The following is a 19978-nucleotide window of genomic DNA, read 5'->3' on the forward strand; positions in this document are numbered from 1 at the left end:
GCGCACGGCATTGCACGAAAAACGCCTCTTCGGAGGCGTTTTTTTATGCGCGACCGTCCGCCCGGTTAGCCGGTGGCGTGGGCATCGCGGTCCGCATGCCGCGCGTGTGCGTGCCCGGCAAGCCGCAGCGCCCGCTGCCGCAGGGACACCACGACGAACACGAAATAGACGCCGATGAACCAGGCCACGTCGAGCGCGTAGTACACGTGCCCGAACTTGACGATGACCCACGCGGCGACGAACGCCAGCGGCACGGCATAGAAGAACGCGCGATCGAGCCGGTTATCGCGGGTGCTGCTCTGGAACAGCGAGACATAGCAGCACGCAAAAAACGGCGCGATGTCGTATTCCTTCATGCGCGGATTGAGCGCGAGGGCGAACGCGAGGAGATAGAACAGTCTGCCGGGCACCTTTTCGGCGGCGATGAGGCGCGGCGCGCGAAACGGATTGACCGCGCCGATGAATAGCGCGACGACGACGAGCTCGTAGATCAGCACGTCCTCGATGGCGCTCAGGGCGCGAACGTGCTGCTCGAGCATGCCGAACAGCACGAGCCCGGAATCGTTCTGGGTGAGCATCTGCCAGCGCAGGAGGGTCTCGAAGTCGGTCCACAGGCGCGGTTCGAGCACGAGTTGCGCGATGGTTGCGAGCGCAACGCACACGGGCACGGCCAGCAGATAGCGCATGCCCTTGGGAATGAAAAAAAACACGAGGGCGTAGGTCAGGAAGTAGATCTTGATGGCGGCGAAAAGGGCGATGAAAAAAGCCAGCAGCCAGTGCTTCGCCGTCGCGCTGCTTTTTCCTGTCGATGCCGCATAGAACAGCGCAATGATGAGCAGGTGCGCGAAGATGGCGAAGTTTCCCGTGAGGATGCCGCCCACGCCCGCGCCGCCAGTGAAAAAACCGAGCGCGCCGGCCACCACGAAGTCCGCATGCCTGAGGCTGTACGCGAGGCACGCGAGCGACGCGCACACGAAGGCGAGATAGAACCCATGAAACGGAACATGGGAGAACAGATTCAGGAAGGCCGGCGGATAGACGAACGGAAAGCCGTGCGGGTTGTACGGATTCGCGCCGCGCCTGAACTGGTCCAGCGCATAGGCGTAGACCTTGTAGTCCCAGAAGGGCGAGAACACCTTCCCCCGTCCCTGCTGGTAGACGGAAAAGAGCGCAAGGAAGGCGAGGAACGCGATGTCGTGTCGTTTCCCGAGTGGTTTCATGATGGCCATGACGGGGCGGCGCGCAAAGCGCCTTCGCTGATCATGATGCGGCGAGCCATCCGTCGATATCCGCCAATATGTATCCCGCTCGTCTGCCACGGCTTCGCCGCCGGCCTGCCGGCAACCGCGCCATGGTCAACGGGATCTCGCGACTAAACAGTGTTGCGCGCTCGCCACGCTACAATGGCTCGCTTGTGCTTCATTGATGCCGCCTCGTTGCGGCCCGCATCCGGTTTCTCATGACATCCAGCTCATCGCGGCGACCAGCCGCACCGAACCGCGGCAAAAAGGGTTCCGCAACGCCAGCACGCCGGCCAGGCGCGGCACCGGCCCATCAGCCCGTGCATCTGGCCCCGGAGTCGCTCGGTTTCGCCCTCGATCTGGCCGCCCATGCCGTTGGCAGCGTGCGCGCCGGGGCGGCGCTGCCCGCCGCGCTCGCGAGCACCTTCGCCGCCTTGCCGGGCGAGTTCGCGCCGGTCGCGCGTGGCGCGGTGCAGGACATCGCGTATCGCACCATGCGGCGGCTCGGCACCGCGGACTGGCTGATCCGGCAACGCGTGAGCAAGGCGCCGCCGCCGCACGTCCAGAACCTGCTTGCCTGCGCGTTCGCGCTGCTCGTGGAAGACGAGGCGAGCGCCGCCTACACGCCATTTACGGTCGTCGATCAAGCCGTGCGCACCGTGGGGGCGCGCCGCGAGATCGCCTTCGCCAAGGGACTCGTCAACGCGGTGCTGCGCGGATTCCTGCGCGAGCGCGACACGGCGCTCGCCGCCGCCCAGACCGACGAGACCGCGCACTGGAACTACCCGCGCTGGTGGATCGACGCGGTGCGCGCCGCGTGGCCCGCGCAGTGGCAGGCGATACTCGCCGCCGGCAACACACAGGGTCCGCTCACGCTGCGCGTGAACGCGCGCCGCTCGAGCGCCGCCGACTACGTACAGCGGCTCGCCGCCGAAAACATCGCCGCAAGCCAGATCGGCGAGCACGCCGTGCGCCTTGCCGCCGCGTTGCCCGTCGATCGCATTCCGGGCTTCACGGCCGGTGACGTGTCCGTGCAGGACGCCGGTGCGCAAGTGGCCGCGCAAATCCTCGGCGTGCGCGACGGCATGCGCGTGCTCGACGCGTGCGCGGCGCCAGGCGGCAAGAGCGGGCATCTGCTTGAGCTGGCCGACATCGACCTGGTCGCGCTGGAGAGCGATGCCGCGCGCGCGGCGCGCATCGGCGAGAACTTCGCGCGTCTCGGTTTTGCCGAGGACGATTCCGTGCACCCGCTGCGCCGCGCGAAGATCGTGGTGGGCGACGCGGGCAATCCCGCCGCGTGGCACGACGGCGAGCAGTTCGACCGCATCCTCGCCGACGTGCCGTGCTCGGCCTCGGGCATCGTGCGCCGCCATCCGGACATCCGCTGGCTGCGCCGCGAGAGCGACATCGCGGCGCTTGCCGCCGAGCAGCGCCGCATCGCCGACGCGCTGTGGCCGCTCGTCAAGCCGGGCGGCGAACTGCTCTACGTGACCTGCTCGATCTTCCCCGAGGAAGGCGAGGCGCAGGCGCGCTGGTTTGAAAGCACCCACGCGGATGCGGTACGATTGGACGCGCCGGGGCAACTGCTGCCCACGGCGGACGGCGCGCCGGCCGGGGGGCCAGCATGCGGCGCAGCCCACGAGGCTCGGCATGATGCCGATGTTCAGGCCGCAGTCGCGGCAAACGCCGGCCCTGTTCCCGATCGCACCGCAGATCACGACGGATTCTTCTACGCGCGCTTTCAGAAACGGTGACCATCAAACGCATCTTCCCGCTGCGGCTCGCGGCCCTGATCTGGCTGGTGCTGGCCGTCGTCGGCCTCGTGGCCGCGGCGCCGGCGCGCGCCGATTCGATCTCGGTGCAGCGCGCGTCGCTACAGGCCGACGGCAACGGCTGGAGCCTCGACGCCCGCTTCGATTTCGACCTCAACAGCAGCCTGGAAGACGCGGTCAACAAGGGCATTCCGCTCTACTTCACCACCGACTTCGAACTGACGCGGGCGCGCTGGTACTGGTTCGACGAACAACCGGTGAGCGTTTCGCAAAGCATTCGCCTGTCGTTCCAGCCGCTCACGCGCGAGTACCGCGTATCGAGCGGCGGCCTGCAACTCGGCTTCGCGACGCTTGCCGACGCGCTCGCGGTCATCAAGCACGTCACGTCGTGGCACGTGATCGAGCGCAACGACGTGCATCCGGGGGAGACGTATACCGCTTCGGTACGCATGCAGCTCGACGTCGCGCTGATGCCCAAGCCCTTCCAGATCGACGCCGTGAACAACCGCGACTGGAACCTGGCTTCCGACTGGAAGCGCTTTAACTTCACGGTGACCGAACGTGCTAAATAAAGTACGCCGCGCCACCAGCTTCAGCAGCGTCGTCGTCAAGCTGCTCGTTTCCACCGTCGCGTTCACCGCGACGCTGCTGCTCGTCCTGCTCGCCGCCGCGAGCGCGAACACCGAGTTCTTCGACCGCTACTATGGCTGGCTCTACGCGGCCAACATCGTCGTCGCGCTGATCTTCATGTCGGTGGTCACGGCGCTCGTGATCGTGATCGTCGTGCGCCTGAGGCGCGGCAAGTTCGGCACGCGGCTGCTGGCCAAGCTCGCGTTCTTCTTCGCGCTCGTGGGTGTGGTGCCGGGCGGCATCATCTATATCGTCTCGTACCAGTTCGTCTCGCGCTCGATCGAGTCGTGGTTCGACGTGAACGTGGAAACCGCGCTCACGGCGGGCCTGAACCTCGGGCGCGGCATGCTCGACGCCTCGCTCTCCGACCTGCAAACCAAGGCGCGCCTGATGGCCGATCAGATCGCGAGCGGCGAAGCGGCGGGCACCACGCTCACGCTCCTGCGCGCGCGCGACCAGTTCGGCGTGCAGGACGCCACCATCTTCGAGCCGGTGCGCAGCATGTCGGGCGCGGCGCCGGACATGCACGTGGTGGCGCAGGCGTCGAGCAACTTCTCGTCGCTGATGCCGAGCGATCTGCCCACGCCGCTCATGCTCGACCAGGCGCGCGGGCGCGGTTATGCGGCGATCGAAGGCGAGGTGGACGGCGACCCGCATCTGCATGGGCCGAAGGGCGCGTTGCGCCTGCGCGTGGTCACGCGCATTCCCGATGCGAACACAACGGATCTGCAACCGGCGGAGCGCTTCCTGCAACTGGAGCAGCCGGTGCCCGCCGCGCTCGCGCGCAACGCCGACGCCGTGCAGCGCGCCTATCGCGAGTATCAGGAAAAGGCGCTCGGCCGCACGGGCTTGCGCAAGATGTATATCGGCACGCTCACGCTCGCGCTTTTTCTCGCGACCTTCGTGGCGATGATGCTGGCGCTCGCGCTCGGCAACCAGCTTGCGCGGCCGCTTTTCCTTCTCGCGCAGGGTACGAAGGAAGTGACCGAGGGCGACTACACGCCGAAGCGCGAAATCAAGTCGCGCGACGAACTGGGCTTCCTCACGCAGTCGTTCAACGCGATGACGCGCCAGCTTTCCGAAGCGCGCCAGGCCGTGGAGAAGAACCGCGTCGCGCTCGAGCATTCGAAGGCGTATCTGGAGAGCATTCTCGCGAACCTCACGGCGGGCGTGTTCGTGTTCGACCGGCAGTTCCGCCTCACGACGGCGAACCCCGGCGCGGAGCGCATCTTCCGTCAGCCGTTCGAGACGCAGCTTGGCGTCGCGCTCGATCACATCGGCGCGCTCACGGAATTCGGCGCGATGGTGCGCAAGGCCTTCGCCGACCAGGAAGCTTCGCGCGGCGACGGCGACAGCACGCGTGGCCATTGGCAGCAGCAGTTCTCGGTGCCCATTCCCGGCGAAACCGATCCGCTCACGCTGCTCGTGCGCGGCGCGCGCCTGGTTTCCGACACGGGCCGCGACGCGGGCGACATGCAAACCTCGGGCTACGTGGTGGTGTTCGACGACATCTCCGACGTGATCTCGGCGCAACGTTCGGTGGCGTGGGGCGAAGTCGCGCGACGTCTTGCGCACGAGATCAAGAATCCGCTCACGCCGATTCAGCTCTCGGCCGAGCGCCTGCAAATGAAGCTCTCCGACAAGCTCGCGCCGTCGGACGCCGAAGTGCTCAAGCGCGGCGCGACGACGATCGTCAACCAGGTCGCCGCGATGAAGCAGATGGTCGACAACTTCCGCGACTATGCGCGCACGCCGCCCGCGGTGCTCGCGCATCTCCAGTTGAACGACCTCGTGAGCGAAGTGCTCACGCTGTATGGCGCCGAAGAAGGCAAGAGCGCGATCAAGGTCGAGCTCTCGGACTTGCCGGTGATCCGCGGCGACGCCACGCAATTGCGCCAGGTGATCCACAACCTGCTGCAAAACGCGCAGGACGCCGTGGCCGATACCGCGAATCCTCGCGTGACGCTCGAGACACGCGCCGTAGAATACGGAGACCCCGACGCGCAGGGCCGCACGCGCGTTGCGGTGCGCCTCACGGTGTCGGACAACGGTCCGGGTTTTCCTGCACGCATCCTCACGCGGGCGTTCGAACCATATGTGACGACCAAAGCCAAAGGAACAGGCCTCGGGCTTGCGATGGTGAAGAAGATCGTTGACGAGCACGGCGCTCGCATCGACATCCGCAATCGACTCAAGGCAGGCGATGTGATAGAAGGCGCGCAGATCTCGATTCTCTTTCTCCAGCTGGCCGATGACATCCCACCGGATGCCGCGACGCCCGGACCCGGCCGATCCGGGGTGGCGCATGGGCGCGCCGAAGCGGAGCAGGGATCAAAAGCAACAGTGCAGACAAGGGCAGCGTAAATGGCAACCATCCTGGTGGTAGATGATGAAATGGGCATCCGGGAATTGCTCTCGGAGATCCTCAGCGACGAAGGACACGTCGTGGAGCTGGCTGAAGATGCGCAGCAGGCGCGCGACTTCCGGCAGCGCGCGGTGCCGGACCTCGTGCTGCTCGATATCTGGATGCCGGACACCGACGGCGTGACGCTGCTCAAGGAGTGGGCTGCACAAGGCCAGCTCACGATGCCGGTCATCATGATGTCGGGCCACGCGACCATCGACACCGCCGTCGAGGCAACCAAGATCGGCGCGCTCAACTTCCTCGAAAAGCCCATCGCGCTGCAAAAGCTGCTGAAGGCGGTCGAGCAGGGCCTCGCGCGCGGCACGGCCGCGCCGGTCACGTCGGCGAGCGCGGGGGCGGCCGGAAAGTCGGCGGTCGGCGGTCCCGCGGTCGTCGCTTCGGCGGCGGCCTTGCCGGTGCTCGGCGCTGACGGCGTGCACGGCATGCAGGCGGGCGCCACGGCCACGCAAACGGCTTCGATCTCGTTCGACATTCCGTTGCGCGACGCGCGCGACGCGTTCGAGCGCGCGTACTTCGAGTACCACCTCGCGCGCGAAAACGGCAGCATGACGCGCGTGGCCGAAAAAACGGGGCTTGAGCGCACCCACCTGTATCGCAAGCTCAAGCAACTCGGCGTGGACCTCGGCAAGAGCAAGGGCGAATGACGCGCAATGGTGCGGAGTGGCGCGAGGACCAGGCGCTGACAGAATTAATTTGGCGAAGGCACTTGCGCAACCCAGCTTAGGTCGCTATACTCTTCTTTCTTCGTTGGCCCGGTAGCTCAGTTGGTAGAGCAGCGGATTGAAAATCCGCGTGTCGATGGTTCGATTCCGTCCCAGGCCACCAGAATGCAGCCCCAGGAGATCATTCGATTCCTGGGGCTTTTTCGTTGTGCTCGATCTCCGGAGCTTCGAAGAAGTTCGAAGACCGGCATCGACGGTATCCAGGGTATAAGGGTGCGCCGATGCCCGTGCGAGGGCCCCGGCCTATACTGCTTGAGCCGGCGCGCCTTGTCCGCGGCGGTCCGCCCGGGTGCTTCAGATGGCAAGGTCTGGTGGCAAAGTCTGGTAGCAAGAGCCTGGTAGCACAAGCCAGCCAGCAAAAACCAGGCAACGAACGCATTCGCGCGGAAACCTCATACACGGAGTTTCACGGTGACTCGAACAGAAGCCAAGGGCGCGCTCGTCCTGTTTTCCGGCGGCCAGGACTCGGCCACGTGCCTCGCATGGGCGCTCGAGCGCTACGAGACCGTCGAGACGCTCGGCTTCGATTATGGCCAGCGTCATCGCGTCGAACTGGAATGCCGCGAGGGCTTTCGCGCCGCGATTGCGAGCACGTTCCCCGCATGGGGCGAGCGCCTCGGCGAAGATCACATGATCGATCTCTCGGTGCTCGGCTCGATCAGCGACACGGCCATGACGCGCGAGATCGAGATCGAAACGGCCGCGAGCGGCCTGCCGAACACCTTCGTGCCGGGCCGCAACCTGATGTTCATGCAGATCGCCGCCGCGATCGCTTATCGTCGCGGGCTCAAGGTGCTCGTGGGCGGCATGTGCGAGACCGACTTCTCGGGCTACCCGGACTGCCGCGACGACACCATGAAGGCGCTGCAAGTCGCGCTCAATCTCGGCATGGACACGCGCTTCGTGCTGGAAACGCCGCTCATGTGGCTCGACAAGGCCGACACGTGGCGCCTGGCCGAACAGCTCGGCGGCGAGGCGCTGGTGGACATGGTGCGCGTCGAGACGCACACCTGCTACGTGGGCGAGCGCGCCGAGCTTCACGCGTGGGGCTTCGGCTGCGGCGAGTGCCCGGCCTGCAAGTTGCGCAAGCGTGGCTACGAAGCGTATCTCGCGGGCGAGAACGTCACGGAAGCGCCGGTCTGAGCGAGGGCGCCCGACACCAACCGGTTTTCATGAGCATGGCCGTCGAGGCCGCCCCATGAGCCAGAACCAGGCAGCAGCATGACTTACGCGGTAAAGGAAATTTTCTACACGTTGCAGGGCGAGGGCGCGAACGCCGGGCGTCCGGCCGTGTTCTGCCGGTTCGCCGGCTGCAATCTCTGGTCGGGCCGCGAGGAAGACCGCGCCGAAGCCGTGTGCCGCTTCTGCGACACCGACTTCGTGGGCACCGATGGCGAGAATGGCGGAAAATTCCGCACGCCTGAAGAACTCGTCGCGAAGATCGCTTCGCTGTGGCCCGAAGGCGAGGGCAACCGCTTCGTGGTCTGCACGGGCGGCGAGCCGATGTTGCAGATCGACGCGCCGTTCGTCGACGCGCTGCACGCGGCCGGCTTCGAGATCGCCATCGAAACGAACGGTTCGCTGCCGGTGCTGGAAACCATCGACTGGATCTGCGTGAGCCCGAAGGCCGACGCGCCGCTCGTGGTCACGAAGGGCAACGAGCTGAAGGTGGTGGTGCCGCAGGACAACCAGCGCCTTGCCGACTACGCGAAGCTCGATTTCGAGTATTTTCTCGTACAGCCCATGGACGGCCCGTCGCGCGACCTGAACACGAAGCTCGCGATCGACTGGTGCAAGCGCCATCCGCAGTGGCGCCTGTCGATGCAGACCCACAAGTACCTGAATATTCCCTGATTTCCGCGAATTTATCTGAACAAGTGCCGTGCTGACGATCACCCGAAAACTCGAATTCGACGCGGGCCACCGCATCCCCGACCACCGCAGCCAGTGCCGTAACCTGCACGGCCATCGCTATGTGCTCGAAATCACGCTGCAAGGCGACCTCGTCGAAACCGAGGGCGCGCCCGATCGCGGCATGGTGATGGACTTCGCCGACGTGAAGTCGCTCGCGAACCAGCATCTCGTCGATCTGTGGGACCACGCGTTCCTCGTGTTCGAGGGCGACACGCAGGTGCGCGGCTTTCTCGAAACGCTGCCGGGCCACAAGACGGTCGTGATCGACCGCATCCCGACCGTGGAAAATCTCGCGGCCATCGCGTTCGACATCCTCGCGAACGTGTACGACGCGCACTACGGCGTGAACCTGCGCCTGCACAAGCTGCGTCTGTACGAAACGCCGAATTGCTGGGCCGAAGTCACGCGCGACTGACGCGCCTGCGCTCACCGCTTTCCCGCTGCGGGCAAGGCCGGGTTTTCCGCGCCGTCCTGCAAATTTTTGTCGCGGTATGATCGTTCCGGCAAGGCCTGCGCATCCCTGCGCGCGGCCCGACAACACATAACGGAGCGAGACCTGCCGGCTGCCGCGTCGCCGGGCGCAAGCGCCCGCGCGCCCCGTGCGCGCCCCCGCAGCCTCGCCGGGAGCACGGCGATGAGCACCTTCACCAATCCCCTCAAGGAACGCCTCAAGGAGGCGGAGCCGCTGTTCGGCCTGTGGCTTTCCATGGGCAGCGAGACCGCCGCCGAGGCGCTCGCGCACGCCGGCTTCGACTGGCTGCTGATCGACATGGAGCACACGCCCAACGACAGCGCCGACACCGTCGCGCAACTACGCGCGATCGCCGCCGCGCATCTGCCCACCGAGCCCGTGGTGCGCCTGCCCGACTGCGAGCCCTGGCTCGTCAAACGCGTGCTCGACGCGGGCGCGCGCACCGTGATGTTTCCCAACGTGTCCTCGGCCCAGGAAGCCGCGCGCGCCGTGAGCCTCACGCAATATCCCGATGCGAACACGCCGGACGGCCAGCGCGGCGTGGCGGGCGTGGTGCGCGCGGCGGCCTACGGCATGCGGCGCGACTATCTGCACGGCGCGAACGCGCAGATCGCGACGATCGTGCAGATCGAATCGGCGGCGGCGCTGGCCGAAGTCGAAAAAATCGCGGCGGTGCCGGGGGTGGATTGCCTGTTCGTCGGGCCGGCCGACCTCGCGGCGAGCCTCGGCCATCTCGGCGACTCGAAGCATCCGGACGTGCTCGCCGCCATGCAGCGCATCGTTGCGGCCGCGCGCGACGCGGGCGTGGCGTCGGGCATCTTCGCCATGGATGCAGCCGGCGCGAAGCAGTATCGGGAGATGGGCTTCAGCTTCATCGCGCTCGCCGCCGACGTGATCTGGCTCGTGCGCGCGACACGCCAGGCGCTCCAGGAGGCGAGATCATGAGGCGCCCGAAAGCGCTTTTCGAGCGTCTTTTTGCACGGACGACACGTGCGGTCGCCATCGGTTGCCTTGCGGGCGCGGTGCTCGGCGCGAGCGCAATCGCCGATGAGGCCGCCGCGGCCGACGCGGCCAGCGCCGCGACGGGCGCCGAGTCCGATCCACAAACGGCCAACGCAGTTGCCGACTACAACGCCGGCAATCTTTCCGCCGCGCGCACGGAATTCCAGGCGGCGGCCGAGCGCGGCAACCGGCTGGCCGAGTTCAACTACGCGATGATGCTCGTGAACGGCGAAGGCGGTGCCGCCGACGTGGGCGAGGGCCGCAAGTGGCTGCGCAAGGCCGCCGACGCCAACATGTCGCATGCGCAATACGTGTACGGCAAGATGTACGACGACGGCGATTTCGTCGAGCGCGATCCGGTGCAGGCACACCAGTGGTTCCTCAAGGCGGCGAAGCAGGGGCACGTGCAGGCGGAGCTTGCGCTCGCGAACCAGTACCTCGACGGGCGCGGCACCACGCGCGACAACAAGCAGGCGTTCTACTGGTACAAGAAGGCCGCCGAGGGCGGCGACATGACCGCGCAATACGTGACCGGCTCGTTCTACGAGCGCGGCGGCGACGGCGTGCCGAAGAACCTGAACGTCGCGCGCGCGTACTACGCGGCGGCGGCGGCGCAGGGCGATCCCGTGGCGCGCCTGAAGTATCAGCAGTTGAGCGCGCAGTTGATGAAATCGGCGCCCACGCAGTAAGTGCCGGTAAGTGCCAGCGAGCACCCGCTGAAACGACAACGCGCCGGACAATGCCGGCGCGTTTTTTTTGCTGCATCGATCGAGCGGGCGGGCGTTGCCGTTGCCCGCCGCGCCTTCAACTCTGCATCAACCGCTTCTGGCGTCCCACGCTCATGATGAGCCCGATCGCCACGCCGAGCGTGGTGAGCGCCGTGCCGCCATAGCTCATGAACGGCAGCGGCACGCCCACCACGGGCAGAATGCCGCTCACCATGCCGATATTGACGAACGCGTAGGTGAAGAACGCCATCGTGAGCGAGCCCGCCAATAATCGCCCGAAGAGTGTCGCGCCGTTCGCGGCGATATAAAGCCCGCGCGCGATCAGACACATGTAGAGCGTGAGCAGCACGAGGCCGCCCGCCATGCCGAACTCCTCGGAGAACACGGCGAAAATGAAGTCGGTGTGCTTCTCGGGGATGAACTCCAGGTGCGACTGCGTGCCCTTCAGCCAGCCCTTGCCGAGCGGGCCGCCCGAGCCGATCGCGATCACCGCCTGAATGGTGTGGAAGCCCTTGCCGAGCGGGTCGGAGGTGGGGTCGAGCAGCGTGCAGATGCGGTGCTTCTGGTAGTCGTGCATCAGCGGCCAGTTCACCTGCGGCTGGCAGATCTTGTCCTGGAACGCCGCGATCGAGGCCACCGCGATCACGCCCGCGATCAGCACCGGCACGATCAGCTTGAACGAAAGGCCCGCGAAGTAGATGACGAACAGACCCGAGGCGAACACGAGCACGGCGGTGCCGAGGTCGGGCTGCTTGGCAATCAGGCCGACCGGCAGGAACAGGATGATGAAGCCCACGACGAAGTCGTACCAGCGCGTCACGCCTTCGCGGCGCTGGTAATACCACGCGAGCATGAGCGGCGTGGCGATCTTGAGAATCTCCGAAGGCTGGATCACGACGCCCACATTGATCCAGCGCTTCGCGCCCTTGCGCGTGAGGCCGAATAGCGCCACGGCAATCAGCAAGGCGATCCCGAAGGTGTAGACCGGCACGGCGAACCGCATGAGCGTGTTGGGCGGCACATTGGCGAGCGCCCACATCAGCACGAAGGTGAGCATGATGTTGCGCAGCTGGTCTTCCACGCGGCCGGGGACGTCGAGGCTCGCACTGTACAGCGTGACGATGCCCACGCACAGCAGCAGGAACACCGTGAGCGCGAGCGGGCGGTCGAAGCCGAGGAACATCTTGCGCAAGGTGTCGAGCACCGCGCGCTTGTCGATCTTGTCGAACTGGAAGAAAGGCATGGTGATTCCTTACTCGTCGATGCCGCCGGTCGCAGGCTTGGGCGGCGGCGGCGCGAGCGTGGTCGCATCGGGCGCGCTGGCGGGCCGGCGCGGACGATGCGGGCCCGGCCCGAAGTGGCGGGGCATGGAGGCGGGCGCGGGGCGCGCGACAGCGGTGTCGGGTGCGCCGTTGGCGCTCGCGGTGCCGCCGTTCACGGCGTCGGTGCCGCTGGGTGCGTCCGGTGCGATCGGCTTGCTGCTCTTGCTGCTTTCGCCGGCCTTGGCGTGCGCGACGCGCGCGTCGGCGCCGGAAGCCGGCGTCAAGGGTGCTGTGGGTGCTGCGGCGGAAGCCGCCGCCGGTGCGGCCGCATCCGACGCGCCCGAAGCCGCGGCAGCCGCCGAAGCGGCCGAAGCGGCACCGGGAACCGGCAGCGGCGTGAAGCCCGCGGCGATCCGCACCGGTTGTGCGACGACCGGGCCGGAGGCCGGCGTGGGCGTGCCGATCACGGGCGCGGAGGCGTCTTCAGTGGCCGAAGCCGCGGCGCTCACGGCCGCCTGCTCGACGCCCGGCTTCAGACGGTCGACGAGATAGTAGTCGAGCACGCGGCGCGCGATCGGGCCGGCGGACTGCGCACCCCAGCCGCCGTTTTCGACGATCAGCGCAACGGCGATCTGCGGCTTCTCGGCCGGCGCGAACGCGATGAACAGCGCGTGGTCGCGCAGATGCTCGGCGAGCGCGTGCGCCTGGTACTTGCCGCCTTGCAGCGAGAACACCTGCGCCGTGCCGGTCTTGCCCGCCGACGTGTAGGGCGCGTTGCGGAACACCTGGTACGCGGTGCCCGACGGATTCATCGTCACGTTTTCCATGCCGCGCTTCACGACGTCGATATCGGCCTGGGTCACGTTCAGGCGGCCGCTTTGGCTCGGCACCGTGAGGCGCTCCTGCTTCGTGATGGGATTCTCGATCTCCTTCACGAGGTGGGGCTTCATGAGCACGCCGTTGTCGGCGAGCGTGGCCGTGGCGTGCGCGAGCTGAAGGATCGTGAACGAGTTGTAGCCCTGGCCAATGCCCAGGCTGACCGTTTCGCCCTCGTACCACTTCTGCTGCTCGGGCTTGCGGTACGCCTTGCGCTTCCATTCGGTCGAAGGCAGGATGCCGCGCGCCTCGCCCGAGATGTCGATGCCGGTGATCTGTCCGAAGCCGAGCGGCTTCATGAAGTTCGCGATGTTATCCACGCCCAGGTCGTGCGCGAGCATGAAGAAGTAGGTGTCGTTCGACACCATGATCGCGCGGTTCATGTCGACCCAGCCCTGGCCGGAGCGCACGTCGTTGTTGAAGCGGTGGCCGCCGAACATGTAGTAGCCGGGGTCCGAGAAACCCCATTGCGGCGTGCGCTTGTGCAGCGTGAGCGCGGCGAGCGCCATGAACGGCTTGTAGGTCGAGCCCGGCGGATAGGTGCCGTGCAGCGGACGGTTCAGGAGCGGGTGATCGGGCGAGTTGTTGAGCTCATCCCACGTTTGCTGGTCGATGCCGTCCACGAACGAGTTCGGGTCGAAGCTCGGCGCGGAGACGAACGCGAGAATGTCGCCCGTTGCAGGCTCGATCGCGACGAGCGCGCCGCGTTTGCCCGCGAACGCCTGCTCGGCCACCTGTTGCAGGCCGATATCGATCGACAGCACGAGGTTGTTGCCGGGCGTGGCCTGGCTGCGCGAGAGCGTGCGCACGGGACGCCCGCCCGCCGTCACTTCCACTTCCTCGAAGCCCGTCAGGCCATGCAGTTCGGTTTCGTAGCTCTGCTCGACGCCGATCTTGCCGATGTAGTCGGTGCCGTTGTAGTTGTTCGCGTCGAGACGCGGATCGTAGTGCTCGGGATCGCTGTCGTTCTTGTCGGAGAGATCGTCGATACGCTCCTGGTCGCGCTGCGAAATGCGGCCGATATAGCCGATCACGTGCGCGGCTGTGGGGCCGAGCGGGTACTGGCGGAACAGGCGCGCGCGCACTTCCACGCCGGGGAAGCGGAAGCGCTGGGCGGTGAAGCGCGCGACTTCGTCGTCGGTCAGGCGCGTGCGGATCGGCAGGCTCTCGAAGTTCTTCGAGTCTTCGAGCAGCTTCTTGAAGCGGCGGCGGTCGCGTGCGTCGATCGGGATCACGGTCGACAGCTCGTCGATCGTGTTGTCGAGCGTGTCGGTGAGCTTCGAGGGCGTGATTTCGAGCGTGTACGCCGAGTAGTTCTTCGCGAGCACGACGCCGTTGCGGTCGGTGATGATGCCGCGGTTCGGCACGATCGGCGCAACGGAAATGCGGTTTTCGTCCGCTTGCAGCGAGTACTTGCTGTGGTTCCAGACTTGCAAGTAGAGGAAGCGGAACGCGATCAGCCCGAAGCAGACGAACACGAACAGCCCCGCCGCCGCAACGCGCAGGCGGAACTTCGAGAGCTGCTGCTGGGTGTCCTTGAATTCGGTCATGCTGTCAGACCCAGGCCCCGCTGTTCCAGTCGCAAGGAACGGCGGGCCGGGGTGCGTAAGAGGTAGTCAAGCGAGTCTTCCAGCGGCGAGCGGCGCGCCGCTCAAATGGGCCGGGTATCGTCGGGATCGACGGGACGCCGCTGCGGCAGGAGCAACAGCACGCTCGCGATCGGCCAGAGGATGGCCTCGACGAAGCCGCTGATGAGATAACCCCAGCCGGGAAACGAAGCGCCCATCAGCAGGCGGATCACGAACGGCACGACCTGCGCGCCGACCAGCATGGGCGTGACGGCGAACATTTGCAGTCCGATCGACATCCACAGCACGCGGCGGTGAATGGTGATCGCGCCGTACGAAAGCAGCGTGTACGCGAGCGCGTGTTCGCCGAGCAGGTTCGCGTTGTGGACGTCCATGAGGAGCCCGAGGAAAAACGCGACGCCCATGCCGACCTTGCGCGGCTGGTGGATGTTCCAGAACAGCAGCACGAGCGCGACGAAATCGGGCACGCCCGGCAACTTGCCCCAGGGCAGCAGGTTCAGCAGGAACGCCGCCGCGAGGCTGAAGACGATGAAGTACGGGTTGACCGGCTGGAGGATGTATTGCGGACGCGTCATCAGTGGCCCCCTTGCTCGACGGCCTTCGCCGCCTCTTCGCGCAGGCTCTCCTTGGGCTTTCTCGCGGGCTGCTTTTGCTCCGCCGGCTTTTTGTCGGCGGCCGCGTTCGCGGCAGTGCCGGTGCCCGGTTTTGCCTGAGCGGGAGCGGGGGCCGGCGTGGCGCCGGACGCGGCGGCGGCGGGTTTCGCCTTCGCATCGTCGGCTTTCTTCTCGCCCTTCTTGTCCGCGCCCTTGGCGGGCTTCTTCTTCGCGTCCTTGGCCTCGGCGGCGGCGGCCTCTTCGGCGGCGATCGGGTTGGGCGGCACCTGTGCGACATAGTGCAGCACGAGCACCTGGCGCGCGCCGCGCACGGCCGCGAGCGGCAAGCAGACCACGCGCGCGAAGGCCGTGTCGGCCTGCTTGTCCACGCGCAGCACCTTCGCGACCGGCAGCCCTTGCGGATACACGCCGTCGAGTCCGCTCGTCACGAGTTCGTCGCCGGCCTGCACGTCGGCGCTGATCGGCACGAAGCGCAGATCGAGCAGGTCGCCTTTCGCGGTGCCGTAGATCACGCTGCGCAGGCCCGTGCGCACGACTTCGACCGGCACGGCCTGGTCCTTGTCGGTGACGAGCGTGACTTCGGACTGCAAGGGGAAGACGCGCGTGATCTGGCCGATCACGCCGTCTTCGCTCAGCACCGGCGAGCCGTTCTGAATGCCTTGCTGCGAGCCGCCGCCAATCACGACCTTCTGCGTGAACGGGTCGCGTGTGTCGTACTGGATCTCTGCGGGCGTGGTTTGCGCGCCGATGCGCTGCGACAGTTGCAAGAGCGCGCGCAGATGCGCGTTCTCGGCCGCGAGCGAAGCGGCGTCGTTGGCCTGCTGCGAAAGCTGGAGATTGCGCGTGTGCAGTTGCGTGTTTTCGGTGCGCAGCGCGGAGCTCGTCACCGCCAGGTCGGCAGCGCCCATAAAGAAGTCGCGCGGCACGAGGGCCGCGCGTTGCAGCGGGTAGAGGCCCGCGCCGAGTACGCCGCGCACGACCTCGAGCGTCTTGAAGCGCGCGTCGGAGATCAGGAGCGCGAGCGACAGCACGACGAAGAACATCAGCCGTGCGAGTGCCGAGGGGCCCTGCTTAAAGAGGGGCGGCGGACTGTATTCCATGGTCGGCGCCGGGGGCGTGTGCGGTTCGGTGAAACGGAGGGTGAAACTGCGGCGCCCCGAAGGACGCCCCGATGCGGGCGGTGCAGCGGCGCGCGCGCCGCGTGGCCATCAACGGCACGCTGGCGCCGAAACCGCGCCGCGTGCGAGCGCAGCGGTGCGCTGTGCGCTTACTCGTACGAGAAGATGCTGCCAAGCTTGTCCATGCGCTCGAGCGCCATGCCCGAGCCGCGCACCACGCAGGTGAGCGGATCTTCGGCCACGAGCACCGGCAGACCGGTTTCTTCGGCGAGCAGGCGGTCCAGGTCGCGCAGCAGCGCGCCGCCGCCCGTGAGCATCATGCCGCGTTCGGCGATGTCGGCGCCCAGTTCCGGCGGCGTTTGTTCGAGGGCGATCTTCACCGACGAGACGATCTGGTTCAGCGGGTCGGTGAGCGCTTCGAGAATTTCGTTGCTCGAAATGGTGAAGCTGCGCGGAATGCCTTCCGACAGGTTGCGGCCCTTCACTTCCATTTCCTTGACCTCGGAACCCGGGAACGCCGAGCCGATTTCCTTCTTGATGGCTTCGGCGGTTTGCTCGCCGATCAGCATGCCGTAGTTGCGGCGGATATAGTTGACGATCGCTTCGTCGAACTTGTCGCCGCCCACGCGCACCGAGCCCTTGTAGACGATGCCGCCGAGCGAGATCACGCCCACTTCGGTCGTGCCGCCGCCGATGTCGACGACCATCGAGCCCGTGGCTTCCGAAACCGGCAGGCCTGCGCCGATTGCGGCGGCCATCGGTTCTTCGATGAGGTAGACCTGCGAGGCGCCCGCGCCGTGTGCCGCTTCCTTGATCGCGCGGCGCTCGACCTGGGTCGAGCCGCACGGCACGCAGATGATGATGCGCGGCGACGGCGAGAACATGCGCGACTCGTGCGCCGTCTTGATGAACTGCTTGATCATCTGCTCGGTGACGGTGAAGTCGGCGATCACGCCGTCCTTCATCGGGCGGATGGCTTCGATGTTGCCCGGAACCTTGCCGAGCATCTGCTTGGCTTCCTTGCCGACGGCCTGAATCGTCTTCTTGCCGTTCGGGCCGCCTTCCTGGCGAATGGACACCACCGACGGTTCGTCGAGGACGATGCCCTTGCCGCGCATGTAAATCAGGGTGTTGGCGGTGCCGAGGTCGATCGCCAGGTCGTTGGAGAAGTAGCTACGAAGAAAACCGAACATTCAAAAATCCTGTCTCGCTTGTGGCCGTCCTTCCAGCTTGATGGGCGAGGGCGGCAGCGGAAAAATAAACAGCCTCAGGATGGGCACCGGGCGCCGGCCGCGAGAGCGCCCCGAAAGCACTGCGGAGGCGTCGCAAGGGGGCGCCACGAGGGGCCTGAGACTGCGGGGATGGTTACCGGAGGCAGCCTCGCTGCGCTGCCCGTTTCGTTACATCTGGCCGCATCGTGCAGCGGACAGAACTGAAAGGCGGGCGCAAGGCGGTCCGGGTTTGGGTCGAACGCGTAATGATACCTTATAATTTTGCCTGTTTTGCAGGATCCAGAAGGCAGTTTTTGACCTCGTCGAAGCTTTCCTCCACAACCGGATCCGGCGCGATAAACCGCTGTTGCAGCACCGCATTTCCGCACTGCCACAGCCTCTTTTTCCGGTGACCGCATGGCCCTGACCCTGAACGATGTGAAGCGCATCGCGCATCTTGCGCGCCTCGAACTGGCCGACGCCGAAGCCGGCAACACGCTCGAACGCCTGAACGACTTCTTTGGCCTCGTCGAGCAGATGCAGGCCGTGGACACGACTGGCATCGCGCCGCTCGCGCACCCGATCGAGCAGATCGAGGACGTCGCGCTGCGCCTGCGCGAGGACGCCGTAACCGAAATCGTCGACCGCGAGGCGTTCCAGCGTCCCGCACCCGCGGTGCAGGACGGACTTTACCTTGTGCCGCGCGTGATTGAGTAAACACGCAGCATTTTTTCGCCATTTTCGAAGTCCTTCGAGTCGTCGGAACAGTTCGAAAAGGCACGGACTCCCGAGTTTTCGCGGGTTTTCCGGACACGGTCCGCACGTTTGCGAACGACGGGCCGCATGCTCCGGACGGCGAATCGATTTTGACCACGCCGTGACGTTCTTCCAGGAATCACGCAATGCATGACAAAAGCTTGACCGAACTGCGCGCCGCGCTGGCTGCGAAGGAGTGCTCCGCAGTCGAGCTGGCCCAGCATTTTTTGGGTCGGATTGAGGTACATCAAGATCTGAACGCGTTCGTCGACGTCAATCCCGAATTGACGCTCGCCCAGGCGAAGGCCGCCGACGCGCTCCTGCACTCGGGTCACGCGGGCCCGCTCGCGGGCATTCCGCTTGCGCACAAGGACGTGTTCGTCACGCGCGGCTGGCGCTCGACCGCAGGCTCGAAGATGCTCGCCAACTACGTGAGCCCGTTCGACGCCACCGTCGTCGAGCGCCTCGAGCGCGCGGGCATGGTCTGCCTCGGCAAGACCAACATGGACGAATTCGCGATGGGCTCGTCCAACGAGAACTCGCATTTCGGCGCGGTGAAAAACCCGTGGGACAAGAAGGCCGTGCCGGGCGGCTCGTCGGGCGGTTCCGCCGCGGCCGTTGCCGCGCGCCTCGCGCCCGCCGCCACCGGCACCGACACGGGCGGCTCGATCCGTCAGCCGGCGTCGTTTACCGGCGTGACGGGCATCAAGCCCACGTACGGCCGGGTGTCGCGCTACGGCATGATCGCGTTCGCGTCGTCGCTCGACCAGGGCGGCCCGTTCGCGCAGAGTGCCGCCGACTGCGCACTGCTCCTGAACGCCATGGGCGGCTTCGACGAGCGCGACTCGACGAGCCTCACGCACGAGCACGAGGATTACACGCGTCACCTCGGCCAGCAGTGGAGCGGGAGCGCCGGCGCCGGCGCGGACAAGCCGCTCGCGGGCCTGCGCATCGGCCTGCCGAAGGAATACTTCGGCGCGGGTCTCGCCGACGACGTGCGCGCTTCCATCGACGCCGCCCTGAAGGTGTACGAGTCGCTGGGCGCGACGCTCGTGGAAGTCACGCTGCCGAAAACGGAGCTTTCGATCCCCGTTTATTACGTGATCGCACCGGCGGAAGCCTCGTCGAACCTCTCGCGTTTCGACGGCGTGCGCTTCGGCCATCGCGCGGCCGAATATCGCGACCTGCTCGACATGTACAAGAAGTCGCGCGCCGAGGGCTTCGGCCCCGAAGTGAAGCGCCGCATTCTGGTGGGCACCTACGTGCTTTCGCACGGCTACTACGACGCGTACTACCTGCAAGCGCAGAAGATCCGACGCATCATCGCGCAGGACTTCCAGGAAGCGTTCAAGCAGTGCGACGTCATCATGGGGCCGGTGGCGCCGAGCGTGGCGTGGGATCTGGGCGCGAAGGGCGACGATCCGCTGCAAATGTATCTCGCCGACATCTACACGCTGTCCACCAGCCTCGCGGGCTTGCCCGGCATGAGCGTGCCGTGCGGCTTCGGCGCGGGTGCGAACGCGCAACGTCCGGTCGGTCTCCAGATCGTCGGCAACTATTTCAACGAGGCCCGCATGCTCCAGGTCGCCGACGCGTTCCAGCGCGCGACCGAGTGGCATCGCAAGGCGCCGGCAGGGGTGTAAAGC

At 66.4% G+C, this 19978-nt stretch carries 17 protein-coding genes and 1 tRNA gene; 12 read left to right on the forward strand and 6 right to left on the reverse strand.

Annotated features, from left to right (window positions below):
- Positions 1 to 65: 65 nt before the first annotated feature.
- Positions 66 to 1220 carry a hypothetical protein gene (locus C7401_RS04230; protein WP_146757880.1) on the reverse strand — a complete coding sequence of 385 codons (1155 nt, stop codon included), beginning with the start codon at positions 1218 to 1220 and terminating at the stop codon, positions 66 to 68.
- A 239-nt stretch (positions 1221 to 1459) separates the two neighbouring features.
- On the opposite strand from C7401_RS04230, the gene rsmB reads away from it, so the two are divergent.
- The 10 genes from rsmB (at position 1460) to C7401_RS04280 (ending at position 10867) form a co-directional block, all read left to right on the forward strand.
- A complete protein-coding gene (gene rsmB / locus C7401_RS04235; RefSeq protein ID WP_112170091.1) occupies positions 1460 to 2995 on the forward strand; it encodes a 16S rRNA (cytosine(967)-C(5))-methyltransferase RsmB in 1536 nt (511 codons plus the stop codon).
- Positions 2992 to 3585: a DUF4390 domain-containing protein gene (locus C7401_RS04240; RefSeq protein ID WP_112170092.1), complete on the forward strand. Its 594-nt coding sequence runs from the start codon at positions 2992 to 2994 to the stop codon at positions 3583 to 3585. Before rsmB ends, C7401_RS04240 begins: the two co-directional genes overlap by 4 nt.
- Positions 3575 to 6007 (forward strand): sensor histidine kinase, encoded by a 2433-nt coding sequence (locus tag C7401_RS04245; protein ID WP_112170093.1) that lies wholly within the window; start codon positions 3575 to 3577, stop codon positions 6005 to 6007. The genes C7401_RS04240 and C7401_RS04245 overlap by 11 nt, the downstream gene beginning before the upstream one ends.
- The gene (esaR, locus tag C7401_RS04250; RefSeq protein ID WP_112170094.1) at positions 6008 to 6712 is read left to right on the forward strand and encodes a response regulator transcription factor EsaR; all 705 of its coding nucleotides are present in this window, start codon (positions 6008 to 6010) and stop codon (positions 6710 to 6712) included. It abuts the gene before it with no gap.
- Between the two features lie 105 nt (positions 6713 to 6817).
- Positions 6818 to 6893, forward strand: a tRNA-Phe gene (locus C7401_RS04255).
- Positions 6894 to 7201: 308 nt separating this feature from the next.
- Complete coding sequence (queC, locus tag C7401_RS04260; protein ID WP_112170095.1) at positions 7202 to 7933, forward strand: 7-cyano-7-deazaguanine synthase QueC; 732 nt, start codon at positions 7202 to 7204, stop codon at positions 7931 to 7933.
- Positions 7934 to 8011: 78 nt separating this feature from the next.
- Positions 8012 to 8644 (forward strand): 7-carboxy-7-deazaguanine synthase, encoded by a 633-nt coding sequence (gene queE / locus C7401_RS04265; protein WP_112170096.1) that lies wholly within the window; start codon positions 8012 to 8014, stop codon positions 8642 to 8644.
- Between the two features lie 31 nt (positions 8645 to 8675).
- On the forward strand, positions 8676 to 9119 hold the full coding sequence (gene queD / locus C7401_RS04270) for a 6-carboxytetrahydropterin synthase QueD (RefSeq protein ID WP_112170294.1): 444 nt from the start codon (positions 8676 to 8678) through the stop codon (positions 9117 to 9119).
- A 219-nt stretch (positions 9120 to 9338) separates the two neighbouring features.
- Positions 9339 to 10121 carry an HpcH/HpaI aldolase family protein gene (locus tag C7401_RS04275; protein ID WP_112170097.1) on the forward strand — a complete coding sequence of 261 codons (783 nt, stop codon included), beginning with the start codon at positions 9339 to 9341 and terminating at the stop codon, positions 10119 to 10121.
- Positions 10118 to 10867, forward strand: coding sequence for a tetratricopeptide repeat protein (locus C7401_RS04280; RefSeq protein WP_112170098.1), 750 nt, complete (start codon positions 10118 to 10120; stop codon positions 10865 to 10867). The genes C7401_RS04275 and C7401_RS04280 overlap by 4 nt, the downstream gene beginning before the upstream one ends.
- Positions 10868 to 10982: 115 nt before the next feature.
- Here the strand turns inward: C7401_RS04280 and rodA are convergent, their stop codons facing one another.
- The 5 genes from rodA to C7401_RS04305 form a co-directional block, all read right to left on the reverse strand.
- The gene (gene rodA / locus C7401_RS04285; protein WP_112170099.1) at positions 10983 to 12149 is read right to left on the reverse strand and encodes a rod shape-determining protein RodA; all 1167 of its coding nucleotides are present in this window, start codon (positions 12147 to 12149) and stop codon (positions 10983 to 10985) included.
- Positions 12150 to 12158: 9 nt separating this feature from the next.
- Entirely contained in the window at positions 12159 to 14594 is a 2436-nt protein-coding gene (mrdA, locus tag C7401_RS04290; RefSeq protein WP_112170100.1) for a penicillin-binding protein 2, read from the reverse strand.
- A 101-nt stretch (positions 14595 to 14695) separates the two neighbouring features.
- Complete coding sequence (gene mreD / locus C7401_RS04295) at positions 14696 to 15208, reverse strand: rod shape-determining protein MreD (RefSeq protein ID WP_112170101.1); 513 nt, start codon at positions 15206 to 15208, stop codon at positions 14696 to 14698.
- Complete coding sequence (gene mreC / locus C7401_RS04300; protein ID WP_112170102.1) at positions 15208 to 16347, reverse strand: rod shape-determining protein MreC; 1140 nt, start codon at positions 16345 to 16347, stop codon at positions 15208 to 15210. Before mreC ends, mreD begins: the two co-directional genes overlap by 1 nt.
- Positions 16348 to 16514: 167 nt before the next feature.
- Complete coding sequence (locus tag C7401_RS04305) at positions 16515 to 17558, reverse strand: rod shape-determining protein (RefSeq protein ID WP_004189550.1); 1044 nt, start codon at positions 17556 to 17558, stop codon at positions 16515 to 16517.
- Between the two features lie 435 nt (positions 17559 to 17993).
- Here C7401_RS04305 and gatC point away from each other — a divergent pair, with 435 nt between their 5' ends.
- Positions 17994 to 18293, forward strand: coding sequence for an Asp-tRNA(Asn)/Glu-tRNA(Gln) amidotransferase subunit GatC (gene gatC, locus C7401_RS04310; RefSeq protein ID WP_112170103.1), 300 nt, complete (start codon positions 17994 to 17996; stop codon positions 18291 to 18293).
- A 185-nt stretch (positions 18294 to 18478) separates the two neighbouring features.
- Complete coding sequence (gatA, locus tag C7401_RS04315) at positions 18479 to 19975, forward strand: Asp-tRNA(Asn)/Glu-tRNA(Gln) amidotransferase subunit GatA (RefSeq protein ID WP_112170104.1); 1497 nt, start codon at positions 18479 to 18481, stop codon at positions 19973 to 19975.
- Positions 19976 to 19978 lie beyond the last annotated feature (3 nt).

The organism is Paraburkholderia unamae (assembly GCF_003268775.1).
GTDB lineage: Bacteria > Pseudomonadota > Gammaproteobacteria > Burkholderiales > Burkholderiaceae > Paraburkholderia > Paraburkholderia unamae.